A 26,646-nucleotide genomic window follows, 5' to 3' on the forward strand; every position below is an offset into this window, starting at 1 on the left:
CCTCCCGTCCGCTACTGGCCGCGAAAACCTTCCAGCGGTAAGTTGGCACGATGACCGACCCCGTGGACGACGACGCAGTGACGCCGTCGCGCCGCGGCGGCTACCGCAAGGGCACCGAGCGGCGGGCCCAGATCCTCGACGAGATGATCCGGATGGTCGCCGAGCAGGGGGTCGACGCGTCCTCGCTGCGGTCCGTGGCGGACGCCCTCGGGATCACGCACGCGGCGCTCCGGCACTACTTCCCGAGCCGCGACGAACTGTTGCTCGCCGTCTACCGCGAGCACGAGGTGCGCGAACAGGGTGCACCGGAGCGGATGAAGTCCGCGATCGGGGACATGCGCGAGAGTGCCGCCCGCAACCGCGCCGTGCCGGGACTCGTGCAGCTGTACACGACCCTCTCGGCCGACGCCGTGCAGGAGGGGCACCCGGCGACGCGGGAGTTCATGCGCGAGCGGTTCACCCGGCTGCGGGCCGACCTGGCCGACCTCATCCGGCGGGACCAGTCGTCGGGCCGGATCCGGGACGACCTGGACGCGGAGGACCTGGCGAGCCTGAGCATCGCGGTGTCGGACGGGTTGCAGGTGCAGTGGCTGTTGGACCCGGACGCGGTCGACGGGGAGCGGGTGTTGCGGTTGTTGGAGCGGATCGTGCCGGCGGGGGAGTCGCGGAGTGGCGGTACCGCGAACTCGGCTCTGACGTGAACGGGTCGGCGCTGATCCGGTGGGCCGCTCTCGTGATGGCAGTCGTCGCGCTCGTCGGCGGCGCAGTCCTCGGGCAGTCCGACGGTGCGGACGCACAGCTCGTCATCGCCGGGCGTGGGGCCGAGACGATCAGGGCGGCCTGCTGGTCGGTCGGCGCACTCTGTGCGGCCTGTGCCGCCTGCACCTGGGCGTGGCACCTGACGCGGGCGGCACGCCGGGCGGGCAGGACGCCGGTTCGCGCGGCGGCGGTGCTCCTGTCGGTCGGGTTCGTGGCGTGCGCGCTCGGCTACGTCGCGCTCTCGTCCCTCGGCGGGTCGGTGCGGTACGTCGACGTCGGTTCGGCTTCCGGTCGCACGGTGACCGTCGCCGACTACCGGTCCCTCGGCGGACGTCAGCTCCAGCTCGGCTTCCGCGACGGGTGGACCTTCCGCGCCGCCGCGGGAGAGCGGTCCTGGGCGAACAGCAACCAGGTCAGGACGGACCCTGCGTCGATCGGTGGCGTCTTCCACCTGCACGTCGACGGGAGCCGGGTGGTGGTGGAGTACGGCGGCGACCGGCCGCTCGAGGCGCCGCTGCCCCGATGAGCGCTCCTGCGGGCCCGACGAGGGCCACGTGTCCGAGTGCGGTTGCGGTGTCGCCGGTCTTCGCGGCACGCTGATGACCGGGTTCGGGACGGTCCGGACTCGTCGAGTCGATGGGGAACCAGAGTGAGCCACGAGCCCGTCCTCACCGCGGTCGGGCTCGGCAAGCGCCTCGGCCGACGCGACGTCTTCTCTGCCGTGGACCTCGAGGTCCGGCCGGGGCAGGTGGTGGGGATCTCCGGTGGCAACGGGTCCGGGAAGTCCACGTTGATGCGGGTGCTGAGCGGAACCGCTTCCGCGACGGCAGGAGTGCTGCGCACCACCACGGCTCCGAAGGCGATCGTCCCGGAGCGGTTCGTCCCCCCTGACCACTTGACACCCCTCAGTTACCTCGTCCACATGGGACGGCTCCGGGGGCAGCGCCGGGGGCAGACCGAGCCGCGGGCGCTCGCCCTCCTCGACGAGCTCGGGGTGGCGAACGCGCGCTCGTCGATGCTCGATGAGCTGTCGAAGGGCAACGCCCAGAAGGTGGCGATCGCGCAGGCGTTCCTGAGCCCCGTGTCCCTGTGCTTCCTGGACGAACCGAACACCGGTCTGGACGACGACACGACGGTGGTCGTCAACGCGATGATCGAACGGGCGGTGGCGTCGGGTACTGCGATCATCCTCACCGAACACGAGCTGACGAGGACGATCCGACCGGACGTGCAGTACCGACTACAGGACGCGCGGCTCACGGAGGTCACTCCGGAGCGAGCGTCGTCGACCGGCGCCGCCCTCATCACCCTCCGTCCGTCTGATCGGACTTCGTGGGATCGACTCCGAGCGGTCGCGGCGACCGTGTCGCTGCACCGGGACGAGGACGTGCACGACGACGACGTCTCGTTCACCGTGGAGGCCGGCCGTGTCGACGACTTCCTGCGGACGGCGCTCGATGACGGCTGGTCGGTGCGGGCCGTCGGTCCGGTCCCACCCACGGGAGGCAGACGGTGATCGCACTGGCCCGGTACGTCCTGGCCCGGTGCCTGGTGTCGCAACGCTGGGTACCTCCGATCGTGTTGTTCGCCTTGACGGTCGGTGTCTTCTCCTCAGCGGGAGGTGACGCGATCGGAACCGGGTCCATCGCAGCGCTGATCCTGTTCCCCGCCACCACCTGGATCACGATCTCCGCGCTCCACGTGGACGACATCAGTCAGATCACCGTCGTCGGCGTCAGCCACGGGAGCATGGTCCGGGCCCGGATCGCAACACTGCTGACGTCCTTCGGGTGCTCCTGCTCCCTCGCTGTCCTGAGCGTGGGAAGTGTGATCGCGACGGACCCCGCACACGGGGCTGCTGGTGGCGTCGGGAGGACCCTCACCGGGCTCCTGCTCATCAACGGGCTGAGCGCGCTGTCCGGAGTCGCACTCGGTCAGGCGTGCGCCCGACCGTTGATCCCACGCGCCGGCCTCTCCTGGACCCTCGCAGTGGGCGTCACCATCGGGTTGATCGCGATCCCGAAGTCCCCGCTCATCCTCGTCCTGGCCGCACTGTCGGGGGCCGGGCAGACAGCGCCCTGGTCGGAGGCGCTCCCGCCTGCCGGGTTCCTCGTCGTGGGTGACGTGCTCCTCCTCGGGCTGACCCTCTGGGCGTACCGCCGCCGATCTCCTTGACCGCACGGCGAACCCGACCGGCGGAGTCCGCCCTCCGGCTCCAGCGGCGAGGGCGCGTTCGCTTCCGCCCCGAGCGCCGGCAGGTGGGGTGGGAGCGCGGGGTCAGTCGCCGGGGAGACCGATCTTCGAGCCGCGGGGGTCGAGGTTGCGGCGTGCCGGGGTGTCGACGACCGGGGCCGGCTCGAGCGCGAGGGCACGACGGTGTGCGGCGTCGGACCTCCCGATCCCCGTCACCGCGGCGATGAAGGACGCCGACTGCAGCAGCATGAGCATCGGTGGCCAGAACAACACGAGCGGGGAGTCGAGCGAGCCGAGCCCCGACAGCAGCGCCCCCGCCCAGACGAGCGCCCAGGCGATCGGCAGCAGGACGAACCGGGCCGCGAGGGCGACCGACGGTCCGAGGGTGCGCTCGGCCCGAGCCAGGACCTCGTCGCGGTCCTCCGGGAGCATCGCCGGAGGACGAGCGGCGAACTGCCGGTCGATGCGCTCGTCACGGCGCCAGTCGCCGGTCCCGGTGGCGGTGCCTCGGAGGTCGAGATCTCGACGATCGACCCGGACGAACACCCCGACCAGGCACCCGAGTGCGGCCGCGAAGCAGAGGATCGCCAGGAGGCGCAGCGGCAACGGCCCGTCGAAGACGCCCCAGAGCAGATCGGCGATCACCATGATCGTGCCGGAGACGACGGCGACCGTGCCGGTCACGACGGTCCGGCGTCGGAGCCGCGCCGGGTCGAGGAACTCCGACCGCCGTGCGCGCGCGATGCGTCAGCCGGTCGAGAACGCGTTGCCCATGCCGTCATCCTGCTCCCTCGCCGGGGAACACGGAACGGCCGGCCCTGCAGGAGGGCCGGCCGTTCCGGTGGTGGGGCTGCGGCTACTCGCCGGCGGTCAGGACCGCGGCGGCCGGGTCGAAGTCCTCCGGCAGCGGCGGGATCGCGTCGACGGACGACGTGATCTCGACGGCGGAACCCGACTCGGCGGCGTCGCGGATGCCGAGCAGCACGTCCAGGACGTGCAGGGCCACGGCACCGGAGGCGCGTTCCGGTCGGTCCTCGGCGATCGCGCGGGCGAGCTCCACGACCCCGGTGCCACGGCCCCAGGTGGAACCGACGGCGGGCAGGGTCTCGGGCTCGTCGTGCCCGTAGCGCCAGAGGGTCGACTCGCCCTCGAACGTGTTCGGGTCCGGCAGCGAGATGGTGCCGAGGGTGCCGTTGATCTCGACGAAGCCCATCCGCGGCAGCGCGTGCTGGAACGAGAACGTCGACTGGGCGGACTGCCCGCCGGCGAACTCGATGAGCGCTGCGTGGTGCGTCGGGACCTCGACGGGGAAGGTCTCGCCGGCACGGTCACCAGAGGCGATCGTGCGGCGGTCGAGCGACTTCGACGAAACGGCCTGCACGCGCGAAGCGGTGCCGAACGCGTGCACGAGCGTCGTCACGTAGTACGGGCCCATGTCGAACAGGGGGCCGGCGCCGGTGGCGAACAGGAAGTCCGGGTTCGGGTGCCACGCCTCGGGTCCGGGCACGTGGAACAGGGTCGTCGCGGTGAGCGGCTCGCCGATGTCCCCGCGCGCGATGGCCCGCAGCGCCGTCTGGATGCCCGCGCCGAGCACGGTGTCCGGAGCGGTCGCGACACGGAGGCCCTTCGCCTGCGCCGACGCCAGCACGGCCGCGGCCGAGTCGTGGTCGGTGGCGATCGGCTTCTCGCTCCACACGTGCTTGCCGGCGTCGATGATCTGCTGGTCGACCTCGGCGTGCACGGCGGGGATCGTCAGGTTGATGACGATCTGCACGTCGTCACGGGCCAGGAGCTCGTCGACGCTGCCGGAACCGGCGACGCCGTACTTCTCGGCCTGGGCGGCGGCCCGGTCGAGCAGCACGTCGGCGACGAAGCGGACCTCGACGTCGGCGAACTGGGTCAGGTTCTCGAGGTACTGCGTGGAGATGTTCCCCGCGCCGATGATGCCGATGCCGGTGCGGCTCACTTGTCGTTGTCCTTCAGCCAGGTGAGGGACTCGGTGATGCCCTCGAAGACGTCGCCCTTGTACGCGTCGAACTCGACGACGCGGATGGCCTGCGGTGCCGCGGCGAGGATGCCCGCCACGTCGACATCGCCCTGGCCGGCCGGGGTCTGGTTCTCGAAGGCGCGCTGCAGGGCCTCGGGCACGATGAGGGCGCTCTCGGACGAGGGCAGTGCGGTACGGATGTCACCGTCGACCTTGCCGTCCTTGACGTGGATGGCGACGACGCGGTCGCCGAGGCCACGGAGCACGGCGGCGGCGTCCGCGCCACCGACGGTCGCCCAGAAGGTGTCGAGCTCGAGGACGGTCTCCGGCGCGAGCTGCTCGACGAACAGGTCGTAGACCGTGCGGCCGTCGACCTTGTTCGTGAACTCCCACTGGTGGTTGTGGTACCCGAACTGCAGGCCACGGGACGCGGCCTCGGCGGTGAGGACGTTGACGCGCTCGGCGATCTTCGCGACGTCGTCCGCGGTCTGCCAGCGGTCGGTCGGGATGAACGGGTCGATGACCGTGTGGATGCCGAGGCGCTCCGCGGCGTCCCAGATCGGGGCGGTGTCGTCGGCGTCGATCACGGCGACGTGGCCGGAGGGGGCCTTCAGGCCGGTGGCCGCGAACGCACGCTCGAGGTCGGTGGCGCGCTCGACGAACGCGTAGGGCTCGACGTTCTCGTAGCCGATCTCGCGGACCCGGGCGATGGCCTGGTCGAGGTCTTCGGCGATCGCGTCGCGCAGTGAGTACAGCTGCACAGAGGTGGTGGGCATTGCAGAGGCTCCTTCGATCCTGACGTGGTGTGCGGCCGACGGAGACACTGCTCCACGGCGAGACGATCCGACGCTACCGCAGAAACCACCCGCTGTGTAGTTTTCATCCCCGTGTGACGTGATCCGTGCCTCCCGGACCGTCGTACGGTTGCCTGGTGACCGCCGCGACGACCCGTACCTTCCGCACGCCCGTCGGCCGGATCGTCGGCCACCGTGACGGCGGCGTGGTGCGCGCCCTCGGGATCCCGTACGCCCGCGCCGAGCGGTTCGGGCGACCGCAGCCGGTCCCGCCGTTCACGACCGACTTCGTCGCCGACACCCCCGCGCCGGTGCCGCCGCAGCCGGCGACGCCCGTGCTCGAGGAGCTCATCCACCCGATCGAGGCCGAGGTGTCCGAGGACTGCCAGGCCCTGTCGGTGACGGTGCCCGCGGACCTCGGCGAGGACGAACTGCTGCCCGTGATGGTGTGGATCCACGGCGGCTCGTACGTCGTCGGTGGCGGGGACATCCCGATCCACGACCCGCGGGCGCTCGCCGAGGAGCAGCGGGTCGTCGTCGTCGCGGTCACCTACCGACTGGGTGTGCTCGGGTTCCTCGGCGACGGGGAGCGGGTGCCGGCGAACCTCGGGCTGCTCGACCTGGTCGAGGCGGTGCGCTGGGTGCACGCCAACATCGCGGGGCTCGGCGGTGACCCGGACCGGATCACCCTGTTCGGGCAGTCGGCCGGCGGCGACGCGATCGCGCACCTGATGGTCGCCGAGGGCACGGCCGGGCTGTTCCAGCGGGCCATCGTGCAGAGTGCGCCGCTCGGGCTCTCGCGCCGTCGAGCGCGGATGAACCGGGCGATGCTCCGCGCGGTCGGGACCGTCGCACCGGACACCGCGTTGGACGACGTGCTCGCGCTGCAGGCGGCCGCCGAGAAGGTGGCACTGCCGTACGGGCTGCGCGGCGGGATGCCCTTCGGCACGCAGTACGGGCACGCACCGCTGCCCGCCGAACGCGACCTGCCGGACGCCTGGCGCCGCGCGGCCCCGCACGTGGAGGTGCTCATCGGGTCCGCCACCGACGAGGCCGCCCTCTACGTGCCGATGATCCCGGGCCTCCCGGCCGTCGCGCGCACCCGGATCGGCCGGGCGCTGCTCCGGTGGTGGCTCGTCCGTCCGCTCAGCGAGGTCATCTACGGCCGCGACGCCCGGGCCTTCGCCGCCCGACACCGCGCCGCCGGTGGTCGGGCCGTGGTCTACCGGCTGCACCGCGGGGTGACCGTCCGGCCGACGGGGGCGGTGCACATGAGCGACGTGCCACTGCTGCTCGGCGACCGAGCGGCGTGGGCCGGCAGCCGCTTCGTGCCGGAGCAGGACTGGGCCGCCGTCGAACGGCGCGGGCCGGGTCACCGGGCGATCTGGGCGGAGTTCGCGCGCACCGGGCAGGTCACCGCGGTCGACGACGAGACGCTGACGTTCGACCGAGGCTGACGGTCCACACCCCTCGAACTGGCGGTCGCGCCACCCGGGCCCGGGCCGGATGATCGTCCTCATGCCCGCGCCCGATGCCGACCTCCGTCCCCGCATCGTCCAGGCGGCGATCGAGGCCTTCCGGCGCTCGGACTTCCATGCCGTCGGGCCCGCCGAGGTCGCGGCGCTCGCCGACCTCACGCCCGCAGACGTCACCGACGCCTACCCGGTGTGGGAACTGCTCGTCGTCGCCGTCATGAACCGCTGGAACAACGGCGACCGAGCGTCCCTGTGGCCGATCGCCGAACAGCACGGCGCTGCCGCGTACCTCCGCGCCCGCCTGCAGTCCGGGCTCGCCGATCCGGGGCTCGTCCGCATCCGGATCGCCACGCTCAGTGCGGCCTCGGCGCCGTCGCACCCGGCCGCCGGGTGGTTCCGGAGCCAGTACGTCCACTCGTTCGAGGACATCACCCTCGCCCTCGTGCGGGACGTCGTCGCCGGTCGCGAGCCGCGCGGGACGTCGCCCCGGCATGCCGCCGAGCAGCTGGTCGCCCTCTACGAGGGGTTGCAGGTGCAGTCGCTGATGCGCGACGACAACGACCTGCTGTCGGGGTGGGACCGGGCCGTCGCCCGCATGCGCGCCGGGTGGGGTGCGGTCGCGCTCGTCTGAGTTCTGCGCGATCGGGTGCCCCACGATCAGGCTCGTCGCGCTACGGTCGAGGGTCGCCCGGCCACCGCGCACCTGACCACTGATCTGGAGGACCCATGTCCGGCAGCACGTTCGGAGAACTGTTCCGCGTCACCAACTTCGGCGAGTCACACGGTCCTGCCATCGGGTGCGTCGTCGACGGATGCCCCCCGGGGATCCCCCTGACCGAAGCGGACATCCAGCACGACCTGGACCGGCGGCGCCCCGGGACGTCCCGGCACGTCACCCAGCGACGGGAGCCCGACCGGGTCGAGATCCTGTCCGGGGTCTACGAGGGGCGGACGACGGGCACGCCGATCGCGCTGGTGATCCGGAACGAGGACCAGCGGAGCAAGGACTACGCGGACCTGCTCGACACCTTCCGTCCGGGCCACGCCGACTACACCTACTGGCGCAAGTACGGCCTGCGCGACCCTCGCGGCGGGGGCCGTTCGTCCGCCCGGTTGACGGCGCCGATGGTCGCGGCCGGTGCCATCGCCCGCCAGTGGCTCCGCAGCGAGTGCGACCTGCAGATCGTCGGGTGGATGAGCCAGCTCGACGACATCGTCGTGCCCTTCGTCGACGAGTCGCAGATCCCGCTGAACCCGTTCTTCGCCGCGGACGCCGCGGTCGTGCCGCAGCTCGAGCAGCGGATGGACGAACTCCGCGCCGCCGGTGACTCGTGTGGTGCGCGGATCGACGTCGTCGCCCGCAACGTCCCGGCCGGTCTCGGCGAGCCGCTGTTCGGCAAGCTCGACGCCGACATCGCCAGCGCGATGATGAGCATCAACGCGGTCAAGGGCGTCGAGATCGGTGCCGGGTTCGACAGCGTCAGCCAGCGCGGCAGCGAGCACGGCGACGAACTGACTCCGGACGGGTTCGCGAGCAACAACGCGGGCGGGGTCCTCGGTGGGATCTCGACCGGTCAGGAGCTGCGGGTCTCGATCGCGATCAAGCCGACGAGCTCGATCCGGACCCCGCGCCGTTCGATCGACCGCGACGGAACACCGACCGTCGTGGAGACCAAGGGCCGGCACGACCCGTGCGTCGGGATCCGGGCCACGCCGGTCGTCGAGGCGATGCTGGCGCTCGTGCTGATGGACCACATGCTGCTCCACCGGGCGTACGACGGGGCGGTGTCGTTGCCGGTCCCGCCGATCGAGGGCCCGGTCTGGCCGAGCGCATGACGACCCGATGACGACGACGACGCCCGGGACGGTCCGGAGCTGGAACGGCGAGGAGGGGTGGGGAGTCGTCGACCTGGACCCGGACGTCGGAGGCGACCCGGGCCTCCCGGCAGTGGTGCGTGACGTCTGGGTGCACTTCAGCGCGGTCGTCGGGCGCGACTTCGGGCACCTGGTACCGGGCGAGCGGGTGTCCGTGGTGTGGGACGAGGTCCCGGACTCGCCGCACGGGAGGCAGGCGAGCGCGGTCGTCGTGGCCGACGGCGGGTCGGGTGACGGGCCGATCGAGGCGTCGGACCCCGGCGCGATGAGCAGCATCCTGACGATCAAGTGGGACGACGGCTCGACGAGCTGACCGGCGGTCCGACCGGTCGTCCTCGGACGCGTCGTCCTGGTCCCAGGTTGGTCACGACTGCCCGCACCGGTGTCGCCACCGGGATCCGATCTGCGAGCATCCCAGCATGAGGGGTACTCGAGTCACCGCCGTCGGCATCGCTTCCGCTGCGATCGTGTTCCTGGCCACCGGTTGCGCGGTCGCCGGGGCCTCGCCCGGTGCCGAGCAGCCGGCACCGTCCGCGACGCACGTGCAGACACGGACGCAGGCGACGCCGACGCCGACGCCGACGCCGACGCCGACGCCGACGCCGACCGCGGACGCGGCTGCGGCGCCCCCGGCGCTCTCGGGTGTGATCGCGACGGGGACGTTGGCCTCGTCGGACGGGAGCACGTCGGGGACGATCGTCCTCACCGCCGCCGACGGCGTGGTGACCGCGACCATCGACGACTTCCACTCCACCGCGACCGGTCAGCTCGACCTCGACCTGACGCCGTACGCCACGACGGCCACCTGCCCGAGCGACTCGTGGCGGTTCGTCATGAACGGCGTCGACGCCGAGCCCCACACCTGGTCCCTCCCGATCAGCATCGAGGGTGGTCCCTTCGAGGTCGACCCGTCCTACCTCCGCAGCGCCGTCGTCCACGTCGACTCGGCGACGGGCACCGCCGGACCGGACGGGTGCATCACCCCCGTCCTCGCGGCGGCACCGCTGACCTGGGACGTGCCGGACACCCGCGCGGGTCTCGTCGTGGCCGACCACGGCGCCCGCGCTGACGCGACCGGGACGACGACCTCGACGAACGGTGTGCCGTCGACCTACACCGTCGCTCCGGGCGACGCGTTCCCGGCGATCCGGCAACGCTTCGCCCTGACCAAGGACGACTTCGAGTACCTCAACCCGTTCACCGCGGACGCCTCGGATGGAGCACTGCGGTACGGCACCGTGTACAACCTGTCTGCGGCGGACCGGGGCGTGCCACCGGCGTGACGGGCAGCATCCTCACGATCAGGTGCGACGACGGCTCCGCGAGCTGACCGTGCCGCTGCCATACTGACCCCATGACGACGGCGCAGCCCGTCATCGGGCGTGAGCGGGAGACCGCCGCCCTCCGACATGCCGTCGGTCACGTCACCGACGGCGGTGCCGCGTTCGTGGTCGACGGGGAAGCCGGGATCGGCAAGTCGTCCCTCGTCGCCGACCTGGTCGAGTACGCGGACGGTCGAGGTCTCCGGGTCCTGACGACGACCGGCACCCTGGCCGAGTCCAGCGAGCCCTACGCCGCGCTCCACCTGCTCCTGTACCCCCTGCGGGCGGGCATCCCGGACCTGCCGCAGCCGCAGCGACGGGCGCTCGACGTCGCCTTCGGGGTCACGTCCGGGGTGCAGCCCTCGCCGCTCCTCGCCGGACTGGCGGCGCTGACCCTGCTCTCCGACGCCGCCGCGGCACGTCCGCTCCTGGTCGTCGTCGAGGACCTGCACTGGATGGACGTGCCGTCGCGGTGGGCACTCCGGATGATCGCCCGCCGGGTCGGCGAGGACCCGATGGTCATCGTCATGACGACGCGGGACTCGGACGCGGCCGAGGACCCGGGCGTCCGACGGCTGCACCTCGCGTCGCTGGACGCGCCGGCCGCCGACCTGCTGCTCGACGGCGTCCCCGGAGCGCCGCGGGGGCAGGCTCGGCGAGACCTCGTGCTCCGCGCCGAGGGCAACCCGCTGGCGCTGCGCGAACTGGGCCGGTCGGCGTCGGAGGAGCACGCTCGCGACCGTCCGGTGGTGGGCCGGGTGGAGCAGGAGTTCGCCGGTCGCTTCGCCGGACTCGAGCAGTCGGTCCGCTTGGCGGTCCTCGCCGTGGCACTGTCCGGCAGCACGGGTGCGGAGGAGACGGCACGGGTGGCTGCCCGGGCGTTCGGGAGGTTCCCACCGCCGACCTGGACGGAGCAGGCGTCGGCGTCGTCGCTCCTGGTCTGGGAGGCCCCGCGCGCGATCCGGTTCCGGCACCCCCTCGTCCAGTCGGCGGTCCTCGCCGTTGCGTCGCCGACCGAGCGCACCGCGGTCCTGCGGTCGCTCGTCACCGAACACGAGGACGATCCGACCCGGACGGTCTGGTGGCGTGCCGAGCTCACGACCGGACACGACGACGCCCTGGCCGAGGAGATCGCCGCACTCGGTGCGGGACGGACGGCGATGTCCGATCCGCTCGTCGCGAGCCGCGCCTACGAGCGAGCCGCCGAACTGACGTCGGACGTCGTCCGACGCGTCGAGCGACGCATCACCGCGGCGGAACTCGCCGGGCTGTCCGGCCGGATCGCCGACGCGGCGCTCCTGGTGCAGCGAGCCCGCGACGAGGCGCCGGACCGGTTGCTCGCGGCGCGTGCGACCTGGCTCGCCGAGATCCTGCCCACCGGCCGGACGGGGCTCGCCGTCGGCGACCTCGGACCGGCACTCCGCGCGGTCTCCGAGATGCAGGCGGCCGGCGGCGTCGAGGACGCCACCACCGCCCTGCTGCACCTCGCCGCGATCGCCTGGGACCACACCGCCGAGCCCGACCCGGGGGACCCGATGCTCGTCGTGGTCGAGGCACTCGCGCTGCCCGACGACGACCCGCGGGCGATCCTCCTGGCCGCGCGGACGGAACCGGTGGTCCGCGGCGACCACGTCATGGAACGCGCGCTCGCAGCGGCTCCGACGGCCGAGGACGAGGAGTCGGCGTGGCTCCTCGGCTACGCGCTCAACCTCGTCGGCGAGGTCGAGACCGCCCGGGTCCTGCTCGACCGGGCCCTCGCGAGCATGCGGGCTCGTGGTGAGTTGCGGACGTTCCCGCAGGCACTGATGGGCACCTCGATGACCACGTACCTGGCCGGGGACGTCGCGAAGGCCCGGTCCCTCGCGGAGCAGGCCGAGTCGCTCGGCCGTGACCTCGGTGACGCCGGTTTCTCGGCGGCGGCTCGTTGTGCGCTCGCCTGGTTCGACGCCCTCGAAGGGGTGATGCCCGACGCCGAGCAGATCGCCGGCGGGACCCAGGCGGGTGCGCAGGTCCTCCGGTCCGGGGCGATGCGTGCGACGCTGCGTGGGGCTGCGGGGCTGGTCGACCTGCTCGCGGGCCGTGCCACGGAGGCCCTCGAGCGCCTCCGTGGCCTGTCCGACCCGGCTCACGACGGGTACCACCCGTGGTTCGGCGTCGCGACCTCGCACGACTTCGTCGACGCCGCGCTGGAGTCGGGCCGACGCGGCGACGTCGAGCAGCGGCTGGCGGACCTCGAGCAGCTCCACGCGCGCTGGCACGCACCGATCGTCCGGACCGCCGTCGACTACACCCGGCTCGCGCTGGTCCCTGACGACGAGCTCGAGTCGGCGTGGGTGACACTGCAGCACGAGCGCTGGGCGATGCCGTACGTCCAGGCGCGTGCGCTCCTCCGGCTGGGCCGCCGACTGCGCCGAGCGCGCCGGACGACGCTCGCCCGGGCGGTGCTGCACGCGGCCCTCGACCTGTTCGCGGCGATGCCGGCACCGACGTGGGAGGAACGGACGCGCGACGCCCTCCGTGCCGCCGGCGAGCGGTTGCCGGCCGCCGGGGCACGTGACGTCGAACTGCTGACCCCGCAGGAGCTCCGCGTCTGCACCCTCGCGTCGCGCGGGATGAGCAACCGGGCCATCGGTGAGCACCTGTTCGTCTCACCCCGGACGGTCGGCGCGCACCTGTACGCGGCGTTCCAGAAGCTCGGGATCTCGACCCGCCAGCAGTTGCCCGGTGTGCTGCCGACCGAGGACGACGGCGACGCCGTGGACCGGGCCGCTCGTCCCTAGGTCATCCGGCTGCGGATCTCGGTCATCGTGACCGATGTGCACCGGTCGTGCCCGCTCGTACCTTCTGAGCGGAACCCCACGGTCACCACCGACGCCGGGCCGCGCCACGGGCTGCGGACCGGGAAGGAGCGAACGCACCATGTCCGGAGCCCCCACCATCGTCCTGGTCCACGGCGCCTTCGCCGACGCCGCCAGCTGGGCACCCGTCACGAAGCTCCTGCTCGAGCAGGGCCACCGGGTCCTCGTCCCGCCGGTCTCCAACCGCAGCCTGTCCGCCGACGCGGCGTACATCCGGTCCGTCGTCGAGCAGGTCGACGGTCCCGTCCTGCTCGCCGGACACTCCTACGGAGGCGCGGTGGTCACGGTCGCCGGTGCCGCCGAGAACGTCGTCGGGCTGGTGTTCGTCGCCGCGTACGCACTCGAGGAGGGCGAGAGCCTCGGCGAGCTGCAGGGCGGCTTCCCGGACAGCGACCTCGCCGCCGCCCTCGTGTACGCGCCGTACCCGGTGGACGGTGCCGAGCGCGGCACGGACGTCTCGGTGGCCATCGAGGCCTTCCCCGCCGTCTTCGCGGGCGGCCTCGACCTGGAGACGGCGGAGGTCCTGGCGGTCTCGCAACGCCCGCTGTCCGCGGTCGCGTTCGGTGAGCCCGCGTCCGTCGCCGCGTGGAAGAGCCGCCCGTCCTGGGGGATCGTCTCCAGCGCCGACCACACCATCAACCCGGACGTCGAGCGGTTCGGGTACCAGCGCGCCGGGGTCCGCCGGGTGGTCGAGATCGACGCACCGCACCTGGTGATGCAGACCCACCCCGCCGAGGTGGCCGCCGTCATCACCGACGCCGTCGCCGAGCTGGCCTGACCCCACACCGACCCACCCAGCACACCGCACGACCACCACACCGCACGACCACCACAGGAGGGCACCACACATGGGCTACATCACCACCGACGACGGGGCAGAGATCTACTTCAAGGACTGGGGGAACCCCGACGCGCAGCCGATCGTGTTCCACCACGGCTGGCCGCTGTCCTCGGACGACTGGGACGCGCAGATGCTGTACTTCCTGGCCGAGGGCTACCGCGTCGTCGCGAGCGACCGGCGTGGTCACGGCCGGTCGTCGCAGATCGGCACCGGCCATGACATGGACCACTACGCCAGCGACGTCTCCGCCGTCGTCGAGCACCTCGACCTGCACGACGCGGTCCACATCGGTCACTCCACCGGTGGCGGCCAGGTCGCCCGGTACGTCGCCCGCTACGGCCAGCCGCAGGGCCGGGTCGCGAAGGCCGTCCTGGTGTCCGCCGTGCCGCCGCTGATGCTCAAGACGGAGTCCAACCCGGAGGGCACCGACATCTCGGTCTTCGACGGGTTCCGAGCGGCGCTCACGGCAAACCGCGCCGAGTTCTTCCAGGCCGTCGCATCGGGCCCGTTCTACGGCTTCAACCGGCCCGGCGTGACGACGTCGGAGCCGGTGGTCGCCAACTGGTGGCGCCAGGGCATGACGGGCAGTGCGATCGCCCACCTGGAGGGCATCAAGGCGTTCTCGGAGACCGACCAGACCGAGGACCTGCGGGCGATCACGGTTCCGGTCCTGGTCCTGCAGGGCGACGACGACCAGGTCGTCCCGTACCAGGCAGCGGCCCTGAAGCAGGCCGAGCTCCTGAGCGACGCGACCCTCATGGTCTACGAGGGCTACCCGCACGGGATGCTGACCACGCACGCGGACGTCATCAACCCGGACATCCTGGCGTTCATCCGCAGCTGACGTCGCTGCGGCTGACGTCGCCGACGCTGCGTCCGCAGCGGACCGGACGGGAGGCGCGGTACCGGTGGGCCGACCAGCGCACCGGCACCGCGCCTCCCGTCCGTCACCTCGTCGCCGACGTGCGTCGACGTGACAGGTCGTCGGCGTGGCAGGGTGGCGTCATGCAGGAGTGGGGGAACGCGAGCGGAGCACCGGTGTGGGGCGCACCGCCGGCCGCACCACCGCGTCGTCGCGGCTCGGCCTGGGCCGTCGCGGGGATCGTCGTCGCCTCCGTGGGGTTCGCGGCCTCGTTCATCGGCGCGGTGCTGGGAGTGTCGGCGCTGCTGGGTGCCGGGCTGGTCTACGCCGCCAGCCAGGGCGAAGCCGGACACGGCGGCCTGTTCCGCGAGATCACTCGGATCGGGGACCTCTTCGTCGTGCTCCCGCTGGCACTGGTCGCCGGGGCGTGCACGGTCGTCGCCTGGCGACGCACGCGTGGACCGGACCGGTCACGGGTGACGACCGTCGTCGCGACCGTCCTGGCCTCGTGCCTGCTGCTGCTGTCGCTGGTCACCGCCCTGTTCGTCGTCTGACCGCCGGCATCACTCCAGTTCGCTGACCAGCCGCTCGCTCGCCGCCCGGCCCGTGGCTCGCGTCCCGGAGGACCGGCCGGGCGGGTCGCCAGGACGGGAGGCCCGGCGCGGCGCTCCGGCATCGGCCCGGTCCCTGGGATGGTCGGGTCATGGAGTACACCGACTACGACACCCGGCTGGCGTCCTACGCCGTCGTCACCGACGGGGACCGGGTGCTGCTCGCCCGGTTGAGTTGGCCGGACGCCGGGCTCTGGACGTTGCCGGGCGGCGGGGTGGAGCTCGACGAGACCGTCGAGGAGGGCGCCGTCCGCGAGGTGCTCGAGGAGACCGGGTACGACGTGGTCGTCGAGGAGCTGCTCGGGGTGCGCTCCCACGTGGTCCCGCCCGAGCGTCGGAAGACCCGGAACGGCCGACCGATGAAGGCCGTGCAGGTGGTGCACCGGGCCCGGGTCGTCGGGGGCTCGCTGCGCCACGAGGCCGAGGGGACGACCGACCAGGCAGCCTGGGTCCCGATCGCCGAACTCGGGTCGCACCGCCATGGGTTGCTCGTGGCGCAGGCCCTGCGGTGGGCGGGCGTCACGACGGAGTGAGCCGCGCCTCCTGTCCGGTCGGTCAGTGCCCGGCGACGAACGGGTCGAGCACGGCCCAGGTCGCCTCGGGCGCCTCGAGGTGCGGCAGGTGTCCGGCGGCGGGGACCTCGGCGAACACGGCACCGGGGACGGCCGTGGCGACCGCTCGGCCGTAGGTGGGGGTGACGACGCGGTCGCTGGCGCCCCAGACGACGAGGGTCGGCACGGTCACCGCCGACAGGCGCCCGAGCAGGGTCGGGTCGCTCATCGCCCGGCCGGCGAGCACGGCCATCGTCTGCCCGTTCGCCTGCAGGACCGCGCGCTGCTCCTCGGTCACGAGTGCCGGGTCCTGGTGGCCGCGCTCGGGGTCGTGCCAGGCGACCTCCGCGAGTCCGCGGGCGTCGAGCGCGAAGAAGTCCGCGATCGGTTCCCCGTCGACGACGACCCCGACGGTGTCGATGACGACCACGCTGCCGAGGACCCCGGCGTACCGGTCGTCCGACGCGGCCTGGACGGCCATCTCGAGGGCGGTCCAGCCGCCGATCGAGGACCCGACCACCAGCACGTCGCGCTCGCCGTGGTCGAGGAGCCGGGTCAGGTAGGCCGACGCCAGGTCGGCGATCGACGCGATCGACTCCGGCCGCGCGGTGCCGTCCCAGCCCGGGTGCGTCGGGGCGTGGACGTGTCGGGTGGCGGCGAGGTGCCCGACGATCGGGGCGACCGTCCGGGGTCCACCGCCACCGTGCAGCACGAGGGCGGTCGGTGCGGCGGGGTCGCCGGCGCGGAGGACGGGCAGGTCGTCGGGGAGGGTGTTCGGCATGGTGGGACTCCTGAATCAACATGTTGATCTAAACGTGTTGATACCGTAGCACCATGACGACGGACCTCGAACGCCTCGGCCAGGCGGTCAAACGCGCGCAGTACCGGAACCACCGCACGATGGACCTCGCCCTGCAGGACGTCGGGGTGAGCCTGGTGCAGTGGGACGCCCTCCGTGCCGTCGACCGGATGCCGGGGGCGTCCGGTCACGACCTGGCCGTCGCCACCTTCCAGAGCGACCAGGCGTTCGGCACGCTGGCGTCCCGACTCGTCGAGCGCGGGCTCATCGAACGGTCGGCAGGACGCGGGCGTCGGCTCGTGCACACCCTCACCCCGACCGGGCGCGAAGCACTCGACGACGGACACCGGGTGGCCGCCCGGGTGCTCGACGAGCTGTTCGCCCCGCTCGACGAACCGGGCCGCGCGGCACTGATGGCCGCGCTGACCACCCTCACCGTGGGGGAGTGACGACCTCGGTCGGCTGCGGGTCGTAGCGGACCGCGAGCACCGTGACGTCGTCGGCGTGGTGGCCCGCACGGCCGAGCTCCTCCAGGCGGGACACCAGGCGTTCCGGGTCCGGCTCGGTCAGCGTGAACGCCTCGAACCGGTCCAGCGCGTCGAGCCCGTCGCCGAAGAGGTCGAGGACGCCGTCGCTGACGACGAGGACCACGTCGCCGCGGTCGAGCACCGTCTCGTGGGTGGTCCAGCTCGTCCCGACGCCGATCGGGGTGTCCGTGCCCCGCAGCCACTCGTGGCCCCCGCCCGCTCGGAGCACCAGCGCCAGGCCGTGCCCGGCGTCGACCCACCGGGCGACCCCGCGGACGTCGAGGTGCATGTGGAAGCACGTGGTGAACTGCTCGGTCGCCGGCGCGTCCAGACCGACGTCCAGGCCGGTCGCCGTGCGGCTCACCGCTTCGTCCGGCGCCCCCTCGCGCACCGACGAGCGGAGGACCGACCGCACCACCGCGGCGATCATCCCGGCACCGACGCCCTTGCCCATCACGTCCCCGAGGGTGAAGGCCGCGCCCGCGGTGGTCGGGAACCAGTCGTAGAAGTCGCCACCGACCGAGCGCGTCGGCAGGCACACGGCCCGGACGGTGAACGCCGCGGGCAGGTCCGCCGTCGACACGGGCAGCAGGGACCGCTGGACCAGGGCCGCCTGGGAGATCTCCGCCTCGGCCTGCCGTCGGAGCTCCTGCACGGTCTGCAGGCGGACGGAGCCCTGCCGGGCGAGCTCGTTGGTGACCCCGGCGACGGCGGTGAAGACCACGAGCACGACGACGAGCCGCACGACCTCGCTCGCGCCCAGGTCGGCGTGCCCGAGGAGCACCGGCACCAGGAAGGTCGCGGCGGTCCCGACCAGGGGGAAGAGGACGTTCTGCCGGCCGGGTCGGGCGGCGATCCAGATCACCGGCAGCAGGACCGCGGCGAGGAACGGGGACCGCGCGTCACCCGTGCCGTACCGCAGCAGGCCGATCGCGACGAAGTCGAGCGCCGGCACCAGGAGCTCGAAGCGCATCAGCGTCGGTCGGGCCGCGAGCAGTCCGGCGAACGCCAGCCCGACGACCGCCAGAGCCGTCCCGGTCCACATGCTCGTCGCGTTGGTCACCGTCAGCCAGGGCAGCAGCACGCTGCACACAGCGGCGATCACGGACACCACGACGATGACCGCCTGGTTGACCACCGGGTTCGCTCTCGCCCCGGTCCGCCCGGAGGCGGCGTCCGCTCGGTCGACCGCGGTGTCCGGGACGACGGTCCGACCGGTTGGCGTCTTCGTCATCAGGAGCTGACGCTACCGGCAGCAGGGGCCCGTGGGAACGCGCCCGTTCGTGGGGCAGACGGCCGGTCCGAGCGGCGTGCCACGGGCCTCCTGGCTCGTCGCCGACGGGTCACGAGTCGGTCTCGTACCGGTCTCGATCCCGCATCGAGCCGTCGACGGCCCCGGCCGGTCCGCCAGGATCGTCCGCATGGGGAACCACCGAACCGTCCGGATGTCCGTCGTCGCCGTCACCGTCGCACTGCTCGCGACGACCGCCCTCGCCGGGTGCTCCGCCGACGACGGAGCGGGCGCGGCGCCGAGCCCGTCGCGCACACCCTCCGCCGCCGCGGCGGCCGTGGACCCGGAGCAGGCGACCCCGGAGCCCATGGACATGGACCAGGACGACAGCGCTGCCGCGACGTGCGGCCAGGTCAGCGCGCTCGAGACCGTCGCGCACAACGCGCACGTCGGCCTGTCCCGCGGGGAACTCACGCAGGCGCAGTTCGACGCGCTGGCGGCGTCGGTGCGGTTCGGGTTCGAGCACCTCGTCACCTCGGACGTGAAGGTGTCGCCGGCCGTGGACTGGGCCCAGCGGTACCTCGAGGAGCACCCGGGGCCGACGATCGACGACACGACGGCGGACTGGGACCTCCGGGTCCGGACGATCAGGACCGCCTGCACCGAGTCCGGCTCCAACATCGTCGTGTCGGCGCAGTACGGCGGCTGACCGGCGTCAGCCACGGCGGCTGAGCGGTGTCAGCGCGGCGTCAGCCCTTCCACACCGAGACGGCGCCCGCGTGCCCGATCACCACGACCTCGATCAGCGAGACCACGCCGACGACGACGAGCAGGACCGGGCCGACGACCGCGACCGCTCGGACCGCACCGCGGTTCGTGATGCGCTCGGTGCCGAAGCGGTGCCACCCCCACCACAGCACGAGCAGCGCGAAGACCGCGATCGACCACGGCAGCAGGCCGTCGGCGAGTTCGGTGTGCCGCTCGAGCAGTGCGGTCTCCTTCTCGCGTGACTCCAACCACTCACCCGACGACGTCGCGAGCGGCACGGAGACCAACGCCACCAGACCGATCAGCGGTGCGCCGACCGTCAGCCACCGTCGCGCGGCCGGCCAGACCGCGACGGCGATCGCGACCAGCGCGGCCACGGGGACCGCGACCGAGGTCAGGTGGACCAGGAGGGGGTGGAGCGGGAGTCCGCCGAGTTGCCAGTCCATGTCAGACCTTCCGTGCCGGGGCGACCAGGGTGGCCGCGCCGTTCCAGGCAACCGGAGCCCGCCGCTGGTGGACTGCGCGCCGGAGGGTCGGTTCGTTCGAGACCACACACGAACACCCGTCCGCGCTCGGGTGGGTGCGGTCCGGGCTGCCGCTGCCGCATGATGGTGCTGCGGGCGACCGTGCGCGGCCGACCGGGCGGAAGGGATCCACGTGGCGAACATCCTGGTGGTCGAGGACGACCCGGAGATGGGTGCCCTCGTGGCACAGGGCCTCGGCGACGAAGGGCACGTCGTCACGGTGGTGACCGACGGCATCGCCGCGCTGACCGCCGCACGCGCCGAACCGTTCGACGCCGCGGCCATCGACGTGATGCTGCCCGAGATGTCGGGGTTCGAGATCTGCCGGCGGCTCCGCGAGATGGGACAGGACCTGCCGGTGATCCTCGTCACCGCCCGGGACGCCGTCGACGACCGGGTCTTCGGACTCGACGCCGGCGCGGACGACTACCTCACCAAGCCCTTCGCGATCGCCGAGCTCAACGCCCGCATCCGTGCCCACCTGCGTCGCCGTGCCGCCGGGGCCACGGTCCTCGAGGCCGCCGACGTCCGGCTCGACGTCGTCACCGTCCGGGCCAGCGTCCGTGGCCGGGACCTGCCGTTGAGCGTCAAGGAGTTCTCGCTCCTCCGGTACCTCATCCAGGGCTCGCCCGAGGCCCGCAGCCGCCGTGAGGTGCTCGACGAGGTCTGGGGGAGCGCCGACCACTTCGACCCCACGATCGTCGACCAGTACGTCAGCTACGTCCGCAAGAAGCTGCTCGCGGCCGGTGCCGGGGTGCGCATCAGGACCGTCCGCGGTGTCGGGTACGCGCTCGAGCTCGGGACCGCCGGGTGAGACTGCTGCGCCGGCTGTCGGTCCGGGCACGGATCACGCTGGGCAGCCTGCTGGTCGGCGCGGTCGTCCTCGCCGGCGCCGCGGTCGCGCTGCACCTGCAGATCGCACACGCCACGCTGGAGACGGACCGGTCGCTCGCCGCCGCCGACGCCGCACCCTTCGTCTCCGACCTGCGCGGGAACCCCGGGGAAGCGCCGGACCGGCCGGCCGCGGGGGTCCTCGTCGGGATCCGCTCGGCGGACGGCGACTGGGTCGTGGACGCCCTGCCCCGCGCGGTCAGCCGTGCCCTGCCGACGACGGTGCCGGGCGACGAGGTCACCCTGCGCCTCCGCACCCCGCGCGGCCCGGTCACCGTCGTCGGCGTCCCGGTCCGGAGCGCCGATCGGACCTCCGTGGTCTGGGCGGCGCGGGACGGCCGCGCCGGGCACGAGACGCTCGAGCGCATCGACCGGTCGCTCGTCGTCGGCACGCTCCTGGCGCTGACCGCGTTCGGCCTCGCCGCGTGGCTGCTGTCGACGATCGCGCTCCGCCCGGTGTCACGGATGCGTCGGGCAGCTGAGGACCTCAGCGTCGGGCGGACCGCGGGGCACCTGCCGGTCGGGCCGTCGGACGACGAGCTGGCGGACCTCGCCCGGACGCTGAACACCTTCATCGACCGGCAACGCGAGAACACCGAGCGCGAGCGGCGCATCGTGTCGGACGCCAGTCACGAACTCCGCACCCCGCTCGCCGCCCTGACCGCGCGCCTCGAGCTCGCCCACCGGTCCGCCGGCGACGCCGTGGCGCTCGAGGGTGCGTTGACGGCAGCCGAGGCGGACGTGGCGCGGTTGACGTCACTCGCGCAGACCCTCCTGGAGCTCAGTCGGCTCGACGAAGCGACCGACACCGGCCGTGCACCCGCCGTGACCACGACGGCCGAGGCGCTCGTGACCGAGGTCATGCAGGGCGTCGACCGGGCGCGGATGACCGCCGGTGCCGGTGGCGGTGCGCGGGACGGCGTGGGTGCCGCGCCGGTCGACGTCGACTTCACGGTCGACCTCCTCGACCCGACCGTCGGGTACGGCATCGACCCCGCCGCGTTCGGGCGCATCGTCGACAACCTGGTGACGAACGCCCTCGCGCACGGCACCGCGGCGACCGCCGTCACGATCGAGCTGGCGCAGACGCCGGACCGGGCGCTGCGCCTGGTGGTCGAGGACGACGGTCCCGGTGTCCCCGAGACGTTCCTGCCGGTCGCCTTCGAGCGCTTCGCCCGTGCGGACACCGCCCGCCGAGCCGGAACCGGCGGGGCGGGTGGCGCCGGCCTCGGCCTCGCGCTGGTGCGCGGGCTGGCCGGGCAGGCCGGCGGGACGGCCACGCTGACGAACCGCCGGACGGGAGGCGCGTCCGCCGCCGTCGTGGTCCCGCCGGCCTGACCACGTGGTGCGTCCACCCCCGATCACTCGAGATCTCGAGCGATCCCCAGTGCTCGTTCCGGGTAGATCGAGAGGGGCGGTGCCGATGCTGAACGGCACCTGATCACACGCTGGAGAGGAACGAGCCGATGATCGACACCGCTCGCCCCGCACCGAGGACCGCCCCGGTCCCACGGTCATCGCACCCATCGACACCGCACCCGCCGGCCGTCGTCGAGCCGTGGGACGTCGCCGCACGTCGCCGCCGCCGCTCCGGACGCCGCCGCCTGGCGATGGCGGACCTGCTCGTGGTGGCGACCTGGGCCTCCGCCGCGGTGGCCGTCGCCCTGTGGCTCGTGTCACCGGGCTCCCACACCGTCACCGGCGTCAGCGGCGTCCTGACCGACGCCGGGATCGTCGCCGGCCTCGTCGCGACCGACCTGGTCCTCGTGATGCTCGTCCTGGCTGCCCGCGTCCCGCTGCTCGACCGCGTCGTCGGCCAGGACCGGGCGATCGCGGTGCACCGCTCCCTCGGCAAGCCGGTCCTCTTCCTGCTGCTCGGACACGGGGCGCTGCTCACCCTCGGGTACGCGGCGGCGGACGGGTCCGGTCCGGTCGCCGAGACGATCGCGCTGTTCTCGAGCCCGGACATGCCGCTGGCGTACCTGGGCCTCGGGCTGTTCGTGCTCGTGGTCGTCAGCTCGCTCGTCGCCGTCCGTCGACGCCTGCCGTACGAGGTGTGGCACGGCATCCACCTGCTCAGCTACGCCGCCGTCCTGGTCGCCCTGCCCCACATGCTCAGTGCCGGCAGCGTCCTGGCCCACGGCTCCTGGCAGCGGGCGTACTGGATCGCGCTGTACGTCCTGTCCCTCGGGCTCATCGCGGTCTACCGCTTCGTCGTCCCGGTCGTCGTGAGCCTGCGGCACCGGATCCGCGTCGTCGCCGTCGAACCCATCGCCCCCGGCGTGGTCTCGATCCACCTCGCCGGACGGGACCTGGACCGGCTCGGCGCCCGCGGCGGGCAGTACGGCGTGTGGCGGTTCTGGACCGGCACCACGTGGTGGCACGCCCACCCGGTGTCGTTCTCGGTGGTCCCCACCGTTGACCGCGCGCGCATCACCGTCCGCGACCTCGGTGCGGGCTCGGCGCGACTCGGTCGGATCCGACCGGGTGCCGCGGTCTCGCTCGAGGGCCCGTACGGACTCTTCACGACGCACGCCCGGACCGCGCCGTACCTGGCGCTCGTCGCGTCCGGCATCGGCATCACGCCGGTCCGTGCCCTGCTCGAGGACACCGACCTGCGGCCCGGCGAGGCCACGGTGCTGTTGCGTGGCAGCGACGACCGGCAGCAGTACCTGTGGCGGGAGACCGCGGCGCTCGCCGACGCCTCCGGCAGCGCTGTCTGCGCGATGGTCGGGCCGCGCGCCCGGTCCCGGCCCAGCTGGATGACGGAGGAGGACCTGCGCCGCGGGGTCACCCTCGGCTCGGTGTTCCCGCACCTGCTCGAGTCGGACCTGTACGTCTGCGGCCCGCAGTCCTGGGCCGACCTGGTCGTGCAGGACGCCCGACGAGCCGGGGTGCCCGCGCATCGGATCCACCACGAGCGGTTCGGCGCATGAGGGCCCGGGCGGTCCTCGGCGGCGTGCTTTCCTCGGTCGCCGTGCTCGTGATCGGGTGGCAGGTCGGCGGGCAGACGGCGACGACGGCGAGCCCGCCGACGTCGACCTCGGACACGAGCGGGTCGGGTACGAGCGGGACCGACGCGAGCGGGTCGGGTACGAGTGGGTCGGGCACGAGCGGGACCTCCGGGTCGGCAGCGTCCGGGTCCACGACGTCCGGCACCTTCCTCGGTGCCGTCGCCCAGACCCGCTACGGACCCCTCCAGGTGCGCATCGTCGTCAGTGACGGCACGATCACCGACGTCACCGCACCACAGCTCACCGACGCGGACGGCCGATCGGTGGCGATCAGCGCCCAAGCTGCCCCGGTCCTCCGCCAGGAGGCCCTGCAGGCGCAGTCCGCCCAGATCCAGGCCGTCAGCGGTGCGACCTTCACCAGCGAGGGCTACACGACGTCCCTGCAGTCCGCGATCGACCAGGCCGGACTGTGACGGTCCCCGCCGTCCCGGTCCGGACCTTCCCGACGATGGGCACCGTCGTGAGCCTGCGCGGCGCGGACGCCGAGACGGCCGCGCGGGTCCGGGCGGTCTTCGCCGGGTACGACCACCGGTACAGCCGGTACGACCCCGCTTCGGTGCTCAGCCGGGTCGCCGCCGGGACCCTCCGCCTCGCCGACACCCCCGAGGAGGTCCGTGACGTCTACGCGCTGGCCCTGACCTGGCGGGACCGGACCGCGGGTGCCTTCACCCCGCACCGCCCGGACGGGACCATCGACCTGTCCGGCGTCGTCAAGGCCCTCGCCGTCCGCGACGCCGGCGTGCTGCTCGACGCCGTCTCCCCGGACTGGATGCTCAGCGCCGGCGGTGACGTCCTGGTCCGCGGCACCCACGACGGTGCACCCTGGCGGGTCGGCGTCGTCGACCCGGACCGGCGCGACGCCCTGGCCGACGTCGTGCAGCTCGACGCGCCCCGACGTGCGGTCGCGACCTCCGGCACCGCCGAACGGGGGGAACACGTCTGGCGCCGCTCGGTCCCGACCTTCGCGCAGGTCACGGTCGTGGCCGACGACATCGTCACGGCCGACGTCCTCGCCACCGCGGTCCTGGCCGGGGACGAGGCCGACCTCGCCCGCACCACCGCCGACGGCAAGGTCGACGTCCTGGCGTTCGGCGTCGACGGCCGCGCCTGGGCGACACCCGGACTCACCGCCCGGTCATGCAGCAGGATGGGGGCGTGAGCACGCCGGAGCCGCTGTCCGCCGACCAGGCCGTCGCACGCGCGGTGGCGCTCGCCGGGGCGGGTGGCCGGAGCGTGCTCGGCATCGCCGGTGCTCCCGGCGCGGGCAAGTCGACACTCGCCCGCCGTGTCGTCACCGCGGTCACCGAGCAGCTCGGCCCGGGCGTCGCCGTCCAGGTCCCGATGGACGGCTTCCACCTGGCGAACGCCGCACTCGACGCCCTGGGCCGGCACGACCGCAAGGGCGCGATCGACACCTTCGACGCGGCCGGGTACGTGGCGCTGGTCCGACGGCTGGTCGGAGGTCCGGACGCGGAGGGCGCCGAGACGATCTGGGCGCCGGACTTCGACCGCCGCGTCGACGAACCCGTCGCCGGCAGCATCGCCGTCCCGCCGGAGACCGTGCTCGTCGTCTCCGAGGGCAACTACCTGCTCGACCAGTCGGCCCCGTGGCGCGAGCTGCCCGGACTGTTCACCGAGACCTGGGCCTGCGTGGTCGACGACGACGTGCGCATCGACCGCCTCGTCGGCCGGCACATGCGCCACGGCCGCGACCACGAGTCCGCCCGGGCCTGGGCCGTGCAGGTGGACGGCGTCAACGCCGCACGCGTCACGGCGGACCTGCACCGGGCCTCCGTCCTGGTCCGGACCTGACGCCGGGCACGAGACGGACCCACACCACCGCACGACCCCCGCACCGCACGACCCCCGCACCGCCCGACCCCCGCACCGCCCGACCGACAGGAGCACGACGTGACCATCGCCATCACCGGGGCCACCGGCAACATCGGCGGCGCCGTCGCCCGCGCGCTCGCCGCGGACGGCACGCCGTTCCGCATGGTCGTCCGTGACGCCGCCCGTGCCCCGGAGCTGCCCGGCGCCGACGTCGCGGTCGCCACCTACGCCGACGCCGAGGCGGCCCGCGCCGCGTTCGGGGGCATCGACGTCCTGTTCCTGGTGTCCGGGGCGGAGGCCCGTGACCGGCTCGACCAGCACCGCACCGTCATCCGGGCCGCGGCCGACGCCGGGGTCCGGCACGTCGTCTACACGTCGTTCCAGGGCGCGGCCGCCGACGCCACCTTCACGCTCGGTCGTGACCACTTCTGGACCGAGCAGGCGATCCGCGACACCTCGATGGCACACACGTTCCTGCGGGACTCGTTCTACCTGGACTTCGTCGAGGACCTGGTCGGCGAGGACGGCGTGATCCGCGGTCCGGCCGGCGAGGGTGCGATGGCCGCGGTCGCCCGTGCCGACGTGGCACGCGTGGCGACGGCCGTCCTCCGCGAGCCGTCGCGGCACCTCGACCGCACGTACGACCTGACGGGTCCGGCCGCGATCACCCTCGAGCAGGCGGCGTCGGTCGTCAGCGAGGTCCGTGGGCGCCCGGTGTCGTACCACCGCGAGTCCCTGGAGGAGGCCTACGCCTCCCGGCAGCGCTGGCAGCCCGAGCCGTGGCAGGCCGACGCCTGGGTCAGCACCTACACGGCGATCGCGGACGGGTCGCTCCGCAAGGTGTCCGGTGACGTCGAGCGGGTCACCGGCCGTCCGCCGATGACGCTCCGTCAGGTCCTGGAGGCCCGGGAGGACTGATCCGCGCCGGTCC

29 protein-coding genes are annotated in these 26,646 nt (G+C 73.2%); 23 read left to right on the forward strand and 6 right to left on the reverse strand.

Annotated elements, in window-relative coordinates:
- The first annotated feature begins 50 nt into the window (after positions 1-50).
- The 4 genes from SOM35_RS02795 (at position 51) to SOM35_RS02810 (ending at position 2,934) form a co-directional block, all read left to right on the forward strand.
- Positions 51-701, forward strand: coding sequence for a TetR/AcrR family transcriptional regulator (locus SOM35_RS02795; RefSeq protein ID WP_253465888.1), 651 nt, complete (start codon positions 51-53; stop codon positions 699-701).
- A gap of 35 nt (positions 702-736) precedes the next feature.
- Complete coding sequence (locus tag SOM35_RS02800; RefSeq protein ID WP_320514292.1) at positions 737-1,285, forward strand: hypothetical protein; 549 nt, start codon at positions 737-739, stop codon at positions 1,283-1,285.
- A 123-nt stretch (positions 1,286-1,408) separates the two neighbouring features.
- Entirely contained in the window at positions 1,409-2,275 is an 867-nt protein-coding gene (locus SOM35_RS02805; protein ID WP_320514293.1) for an ATP-binding cassette domain-containing protein, read from the forward strand.
- Positions 2,272-2,934 (forward strand): hypothetical protein, encoded by a 663-nt coding sequence (locus tag SOM35_RS02810; protein WP_320514294.1) that lies wholly within the window; start codon positions 2,272-2,274, stop codon positions 2,932-2,934. The genes SOM35_RS02805 and SOM35_RS02810 overlap by 4 nt, the downstream gene beginning before the upstream one ends.
- Positions 2,935-3,036: 102 nt before the next feature.
- Here the strand turns inward: SOM35_RS02810 and SOM35_RS02815 are convergent, their stop codons facing one another.
- The 3 genes from SOM35_RS02815 to SOM35_RS02825 form a co-directional block, all read right to left on the reverse strand.
- Positions 3,037-3,636, reverse strand: coding sequence for a hypothetical protein (locus SOM35_RS02815; RefSeq protein ID WP_320514295.1), 600 nt, complete (start codon positions 3,634-3,636; stop codon positions 3,037-3,039).
- A 172-nt stretch (positions 3,637-3,808) separates the two neighbouring features.
- Positions 3,809-4,918: a Gfo/Idh/MocA family protein gene (locus tag SOM35_RS02820; RefSeq protein WP_111075347.1), complete on the reverse strand. Its 1,110-nt coding sequence runs from the start codon at positions 4,916-4,918 to the stop codon at positions 3,809-3,811.
- Entirely contained in the window at positions 4,915-5,715 is an 801-nt protein-coding gene (locus tag SOM35_RS02825; protein ID WP_320514296.1) for a sugar phosphate isomerase/epimerase family protein, read from the reverse strand. Before SOM35_RS02825 ends, SOM35_RS02820 begins: the two co-directional genes overlap by 4 nt.
- Positions 5,716-5,870: 155 nt before the next feature.
- Here SOM35_RS02825 and SOM35_RS02830 point away from each other — a divergent pair, with 155 nt between their 5' ends.
- The 10 genes from SOM35_RS02830 (at position 5,871) to SOM35_RS02875 (ending at position 16,110) form a co-directional block, all read left to right on the forward strand.
- Entirely contained in the window at positions 5,871-7,190 is a 1,320-nt protein-coding gene (locus SOM35_RS02830) for a carboxylesterase family protein (RefSeq protein WP_320514297.1), read from the forward strand.
- 61 nt (positions 7,191-7,251) lie between these two features.
- Positions 7,252-7,839: a TetR/AcrR family transcriptional regulator gene (locus SOM35_RS02835; RefSeq protein ID WP_221849375.1), complete on the forward strand. Its 588-nt coding sequence runs from the start codon at positions 7,252-7,254 to the stop codon at positions 7,837-7,839.
- A 95-nt stretch (positions 7,840-7,934) separates the two neighbouring features.
- Complete coding sequence (gene aroC, locus SOM35_RS02840; RefSeq protein WP_290157270.1) at positions 7,935-9,044, forward strand: chorismate synthase; 1,110 nt, start codon at positions 7,935-7,937, stop codon at positions 9,042-9,044.
- Between the two features lie 7 nt (positions 9,045-9,051).
- Positions 9,052-9,396: a S1 domain-containing protein gene (locus SOM35_RS02845; protein WP_320514298.1), complete on the forward strand. Its 345-nt coding sequence runs from the start codon at positions 9,052-9,054 to the stop codon at positions 9,394-9,396.
- Positions 9,397-9,502: 106 nt separating this feature from the next.
- A complete protein-coding gene (locus SOM35_RS02850) occupies positions 9,503-10,366 on the forward strand; it encodes a hypothetical protein (protein WP_320514299.1) in 864 nt (287 codons plus the stop codon).
- Between the two features lie 71 nt (positions 10,367-10,437).
- On the forward strand, positions 10,438-13,185 hold the full coding sequence (locus tag SOM35_RS02855) for a LuxR family transcriptional regulator (protein WP_320514300.1): 2,748 nt from the start codon (positions 10,438-10,440) through the stop codon (positions 13,183-13,185).
- Positions 13,186-13,324: 139 nt separating this feature from the next.
- Positions 13,325-14,041, forward strand: coding sequence for an alpha/beta fold hydrolase (locus tag SOM35_RS02860; RefSeq protein WP_320514301.1), 717 nt, complete (start codon positions 13,325-13,327; stop codon positions 14,039-14,041).
- Positions 14,042-14,111: 70 nt separating this feature from the next.
- A complete protein-coding gene (locus SOM35_RS02865; RefSeq protein WP_320514302.1) occupies positions 14,112-14,948 on the forward strand; it encodes an alpha/beta fold hydrolase in 837 nt (278 codons plus the stop codon).
- A 161-nt stretch (positions 14,949-15,109) separates the two neighbouring features.
- Entirely contained in the window at positions 15,110-15,520 is a 411-nt protein-coding gene (locus tag SOM35_RS02870) for a hypothetical protein (RefSeq protein WP_320514303.1), read from the forward strand.
- Between the two features lie 149 nt (positions 15,521-15,669).
- Positions 15,670-16,110, forward strand: coding sequence for an NUDIX hydrolase (locus tag SOM35_RS02875; RefSeq protein WP_320514304.1), 441 nt, complete (start codon positions 15,670-15,672; stop codon positions 16,108-16,110).
- 22 nt (positions 16,111-16,132) lie between these two features.
- On the opposite strand, the gene SOM35_RS02880 is transcribed toward SOM35_RS02875, so the two are convergent.
- Complete coding sequence (locus SOM35_RS02880; protein WP_320514305.1) at positions 16,133-16,909, reverse strand: alpha/beta fold hydrolase; 777 nt, start codon at positions 16,907-16,909, stop codon at positions 16,133-16,135.
- 53 nt (positions 16,910-16,962) lie between these two features.
- Between SOM35_RS02880 and SOM35_RS02885 the strand changes: the two genes are divergently transcribed.
- A complete protein-coding gene (locus SOM35_RS02885; RefSeq protein ID WP_320514306.1) occupies positions 16,963-17,376 on the forward strand; it encodes a MarR family winged helix-turn-helix transcriptional regulator in 414 nt (137 codons plus the stop codon).
- Here SOM35_RS02885 and SOM35_RS02890 read toward each other — a convergent pair.
- Positions 17,360-18,688 carry a PP2C family protein-serine/threonine phosphatase gene (locus SOM35_RS02890; protein WP_320514307.1) on the reverse strand — a complete coding sequence of 443 codons (1,329 nt, stop codon included), beginning with the start codon at positions 18,686-18,688 and terminating at the stop codon, positions 17,360-17,362. The two genes, SOM35_RS02885 and SOM35_RS02890, sit on opposite strands and share 17 nt — an antisense overlap.
- Positions 18,689-18,875: 187 nt before the next feature.
- On the opposite strand from SOM35_RS02890, the gene SOM35_RS02895 reads away from it, so the two are divergent.
- Entirely contained in the window at positions 18,876-19,394 is a 519-nt protein-coding gene (locus tag SOM35_RS02895) for a hypothetical protein (protein WP_320514308.1), read from the forward strand.
- Between the two features lie 40 nt (positions 19,395-19,434).
- Here SOM35_RS02895 and SOM35_RS02900 read toward each other — a convergent pair whose 3' ends face one another.
- Positions 19,435-19,899, reverse strand: coding sequence for a DUF2231 domain-containing protein (locus SOM35_RS02900; RefSeq protein ID WP_320514309.1), 465 nt, complete (start codon positions 19,897-19,899; stop codon positions 19,435-19,437).
- 211 nt (positions 19,900-20,110) lie between these two features.
- Here SOM35_RS02900 and SOM35_RS02905 point away from each other — a divergent pair, with 211 nt between their 5' ends.
- From SOM35_RS02905 to SOM35_RS02935, 7 genes are all read left to right on the forward strand, one after another.
- Positions 20,111-20,791, forward strand: a complete 681-nt coding sequence (locus tag SOM35_RS02905) for a response regulator transcription factor (protein WP_290157277.1) — start codon at positions 20,111-20,113, stop codon at positions 20,789-20,791.
- Positions 20,788-22,206 (forward strand): sensor histidine kinase, encoded by a 1,419-nt coding sequence (locus tag SOM35_RS02910; protein WP_320514310.1) that lies wholly within the window; start codon positions 20,788-20,790, stop codon positions 22,204-22,206. The genes SOM35_RS02905 and SOM35_RS02910 overlap by 4 nt, the downstream gene beginning before the upstream one ends.
- Before the next feature lie 128 nt (positions 22,207-22,334).
- A complete protein-coding gene (locus tag SOM35_RS02915; RefSeq protein WP_320514311.1) occupies positions 22,335-23,804 on the forward strand; it encodes a ferredoxin reductase family protein in 1,470 nt (489 codons plus the stop codon).
- Positions 23,801-24,295 (forward strand): FMN-binding protein, encoded by a 495-nt coding sequence (locus SOM35_RS02920; protein ID WP_320514312.1) that lies wholly within the window; start codon positions 23,801-23,803, stop codon positions 24,293-24,295. The genes SOM35_RS02915 and SOM35_RS02920 overlap by 4 nt, the downstream gene beginning before the upstream one ends.
- Positions 24,292-25,041 carry an FAD:protein FMN transferase gene (locus SOM35_RS02925; protein WP_320514313.1) on the forward strand — a complete coding sequence of 250 codons (750 nt, stop codon included), beginning with the start codon at positions 24,292-24,294 and terminating at the stop codon, positions 25,039-25,041. The genes SOM35_RS02920 and SOM35_RS02925 overlap by 4 nt, the downstream gene beginning before the upstream one ends.
- Entirely contained in the window at positions 25,038-25,694 is a 657-nt protein-coding gene (locus SOM35_RS02930) for a nucleoside/nucleotide kinase family protein (protein ID WP_320514314.1), read from the forward strand. The genes SOM35_RS02925 and SOM35_RS02930 overlap by 4 nt, the downstream gene beginning before the upstream one ends.
- Before the next feature lie 99 nt (positions 25,695-25,793).
- Positions 25,794-26,633, forward strand: coding sequence for an SDR family oxidoreductase (locus SOM35_RS02935; RefSeq protein WP_320514315.1), 840 nt, complete (start codon positions 25,794-25,796; stop codon positions 26,631-26,633).
- Positions 26,634-26,646 lie beyond the last annotated feature (13 nt).

The sequence above is a fragment of the Curtobacterium sp. CFBP9011 genome, from assembly GCF_034045095.1.
Taxonomy (GTDB): Bacteria; Actinomycetota; Actinomycetes; order Actinomycetales; family Microbacteriaceae; genus Curtobacterium.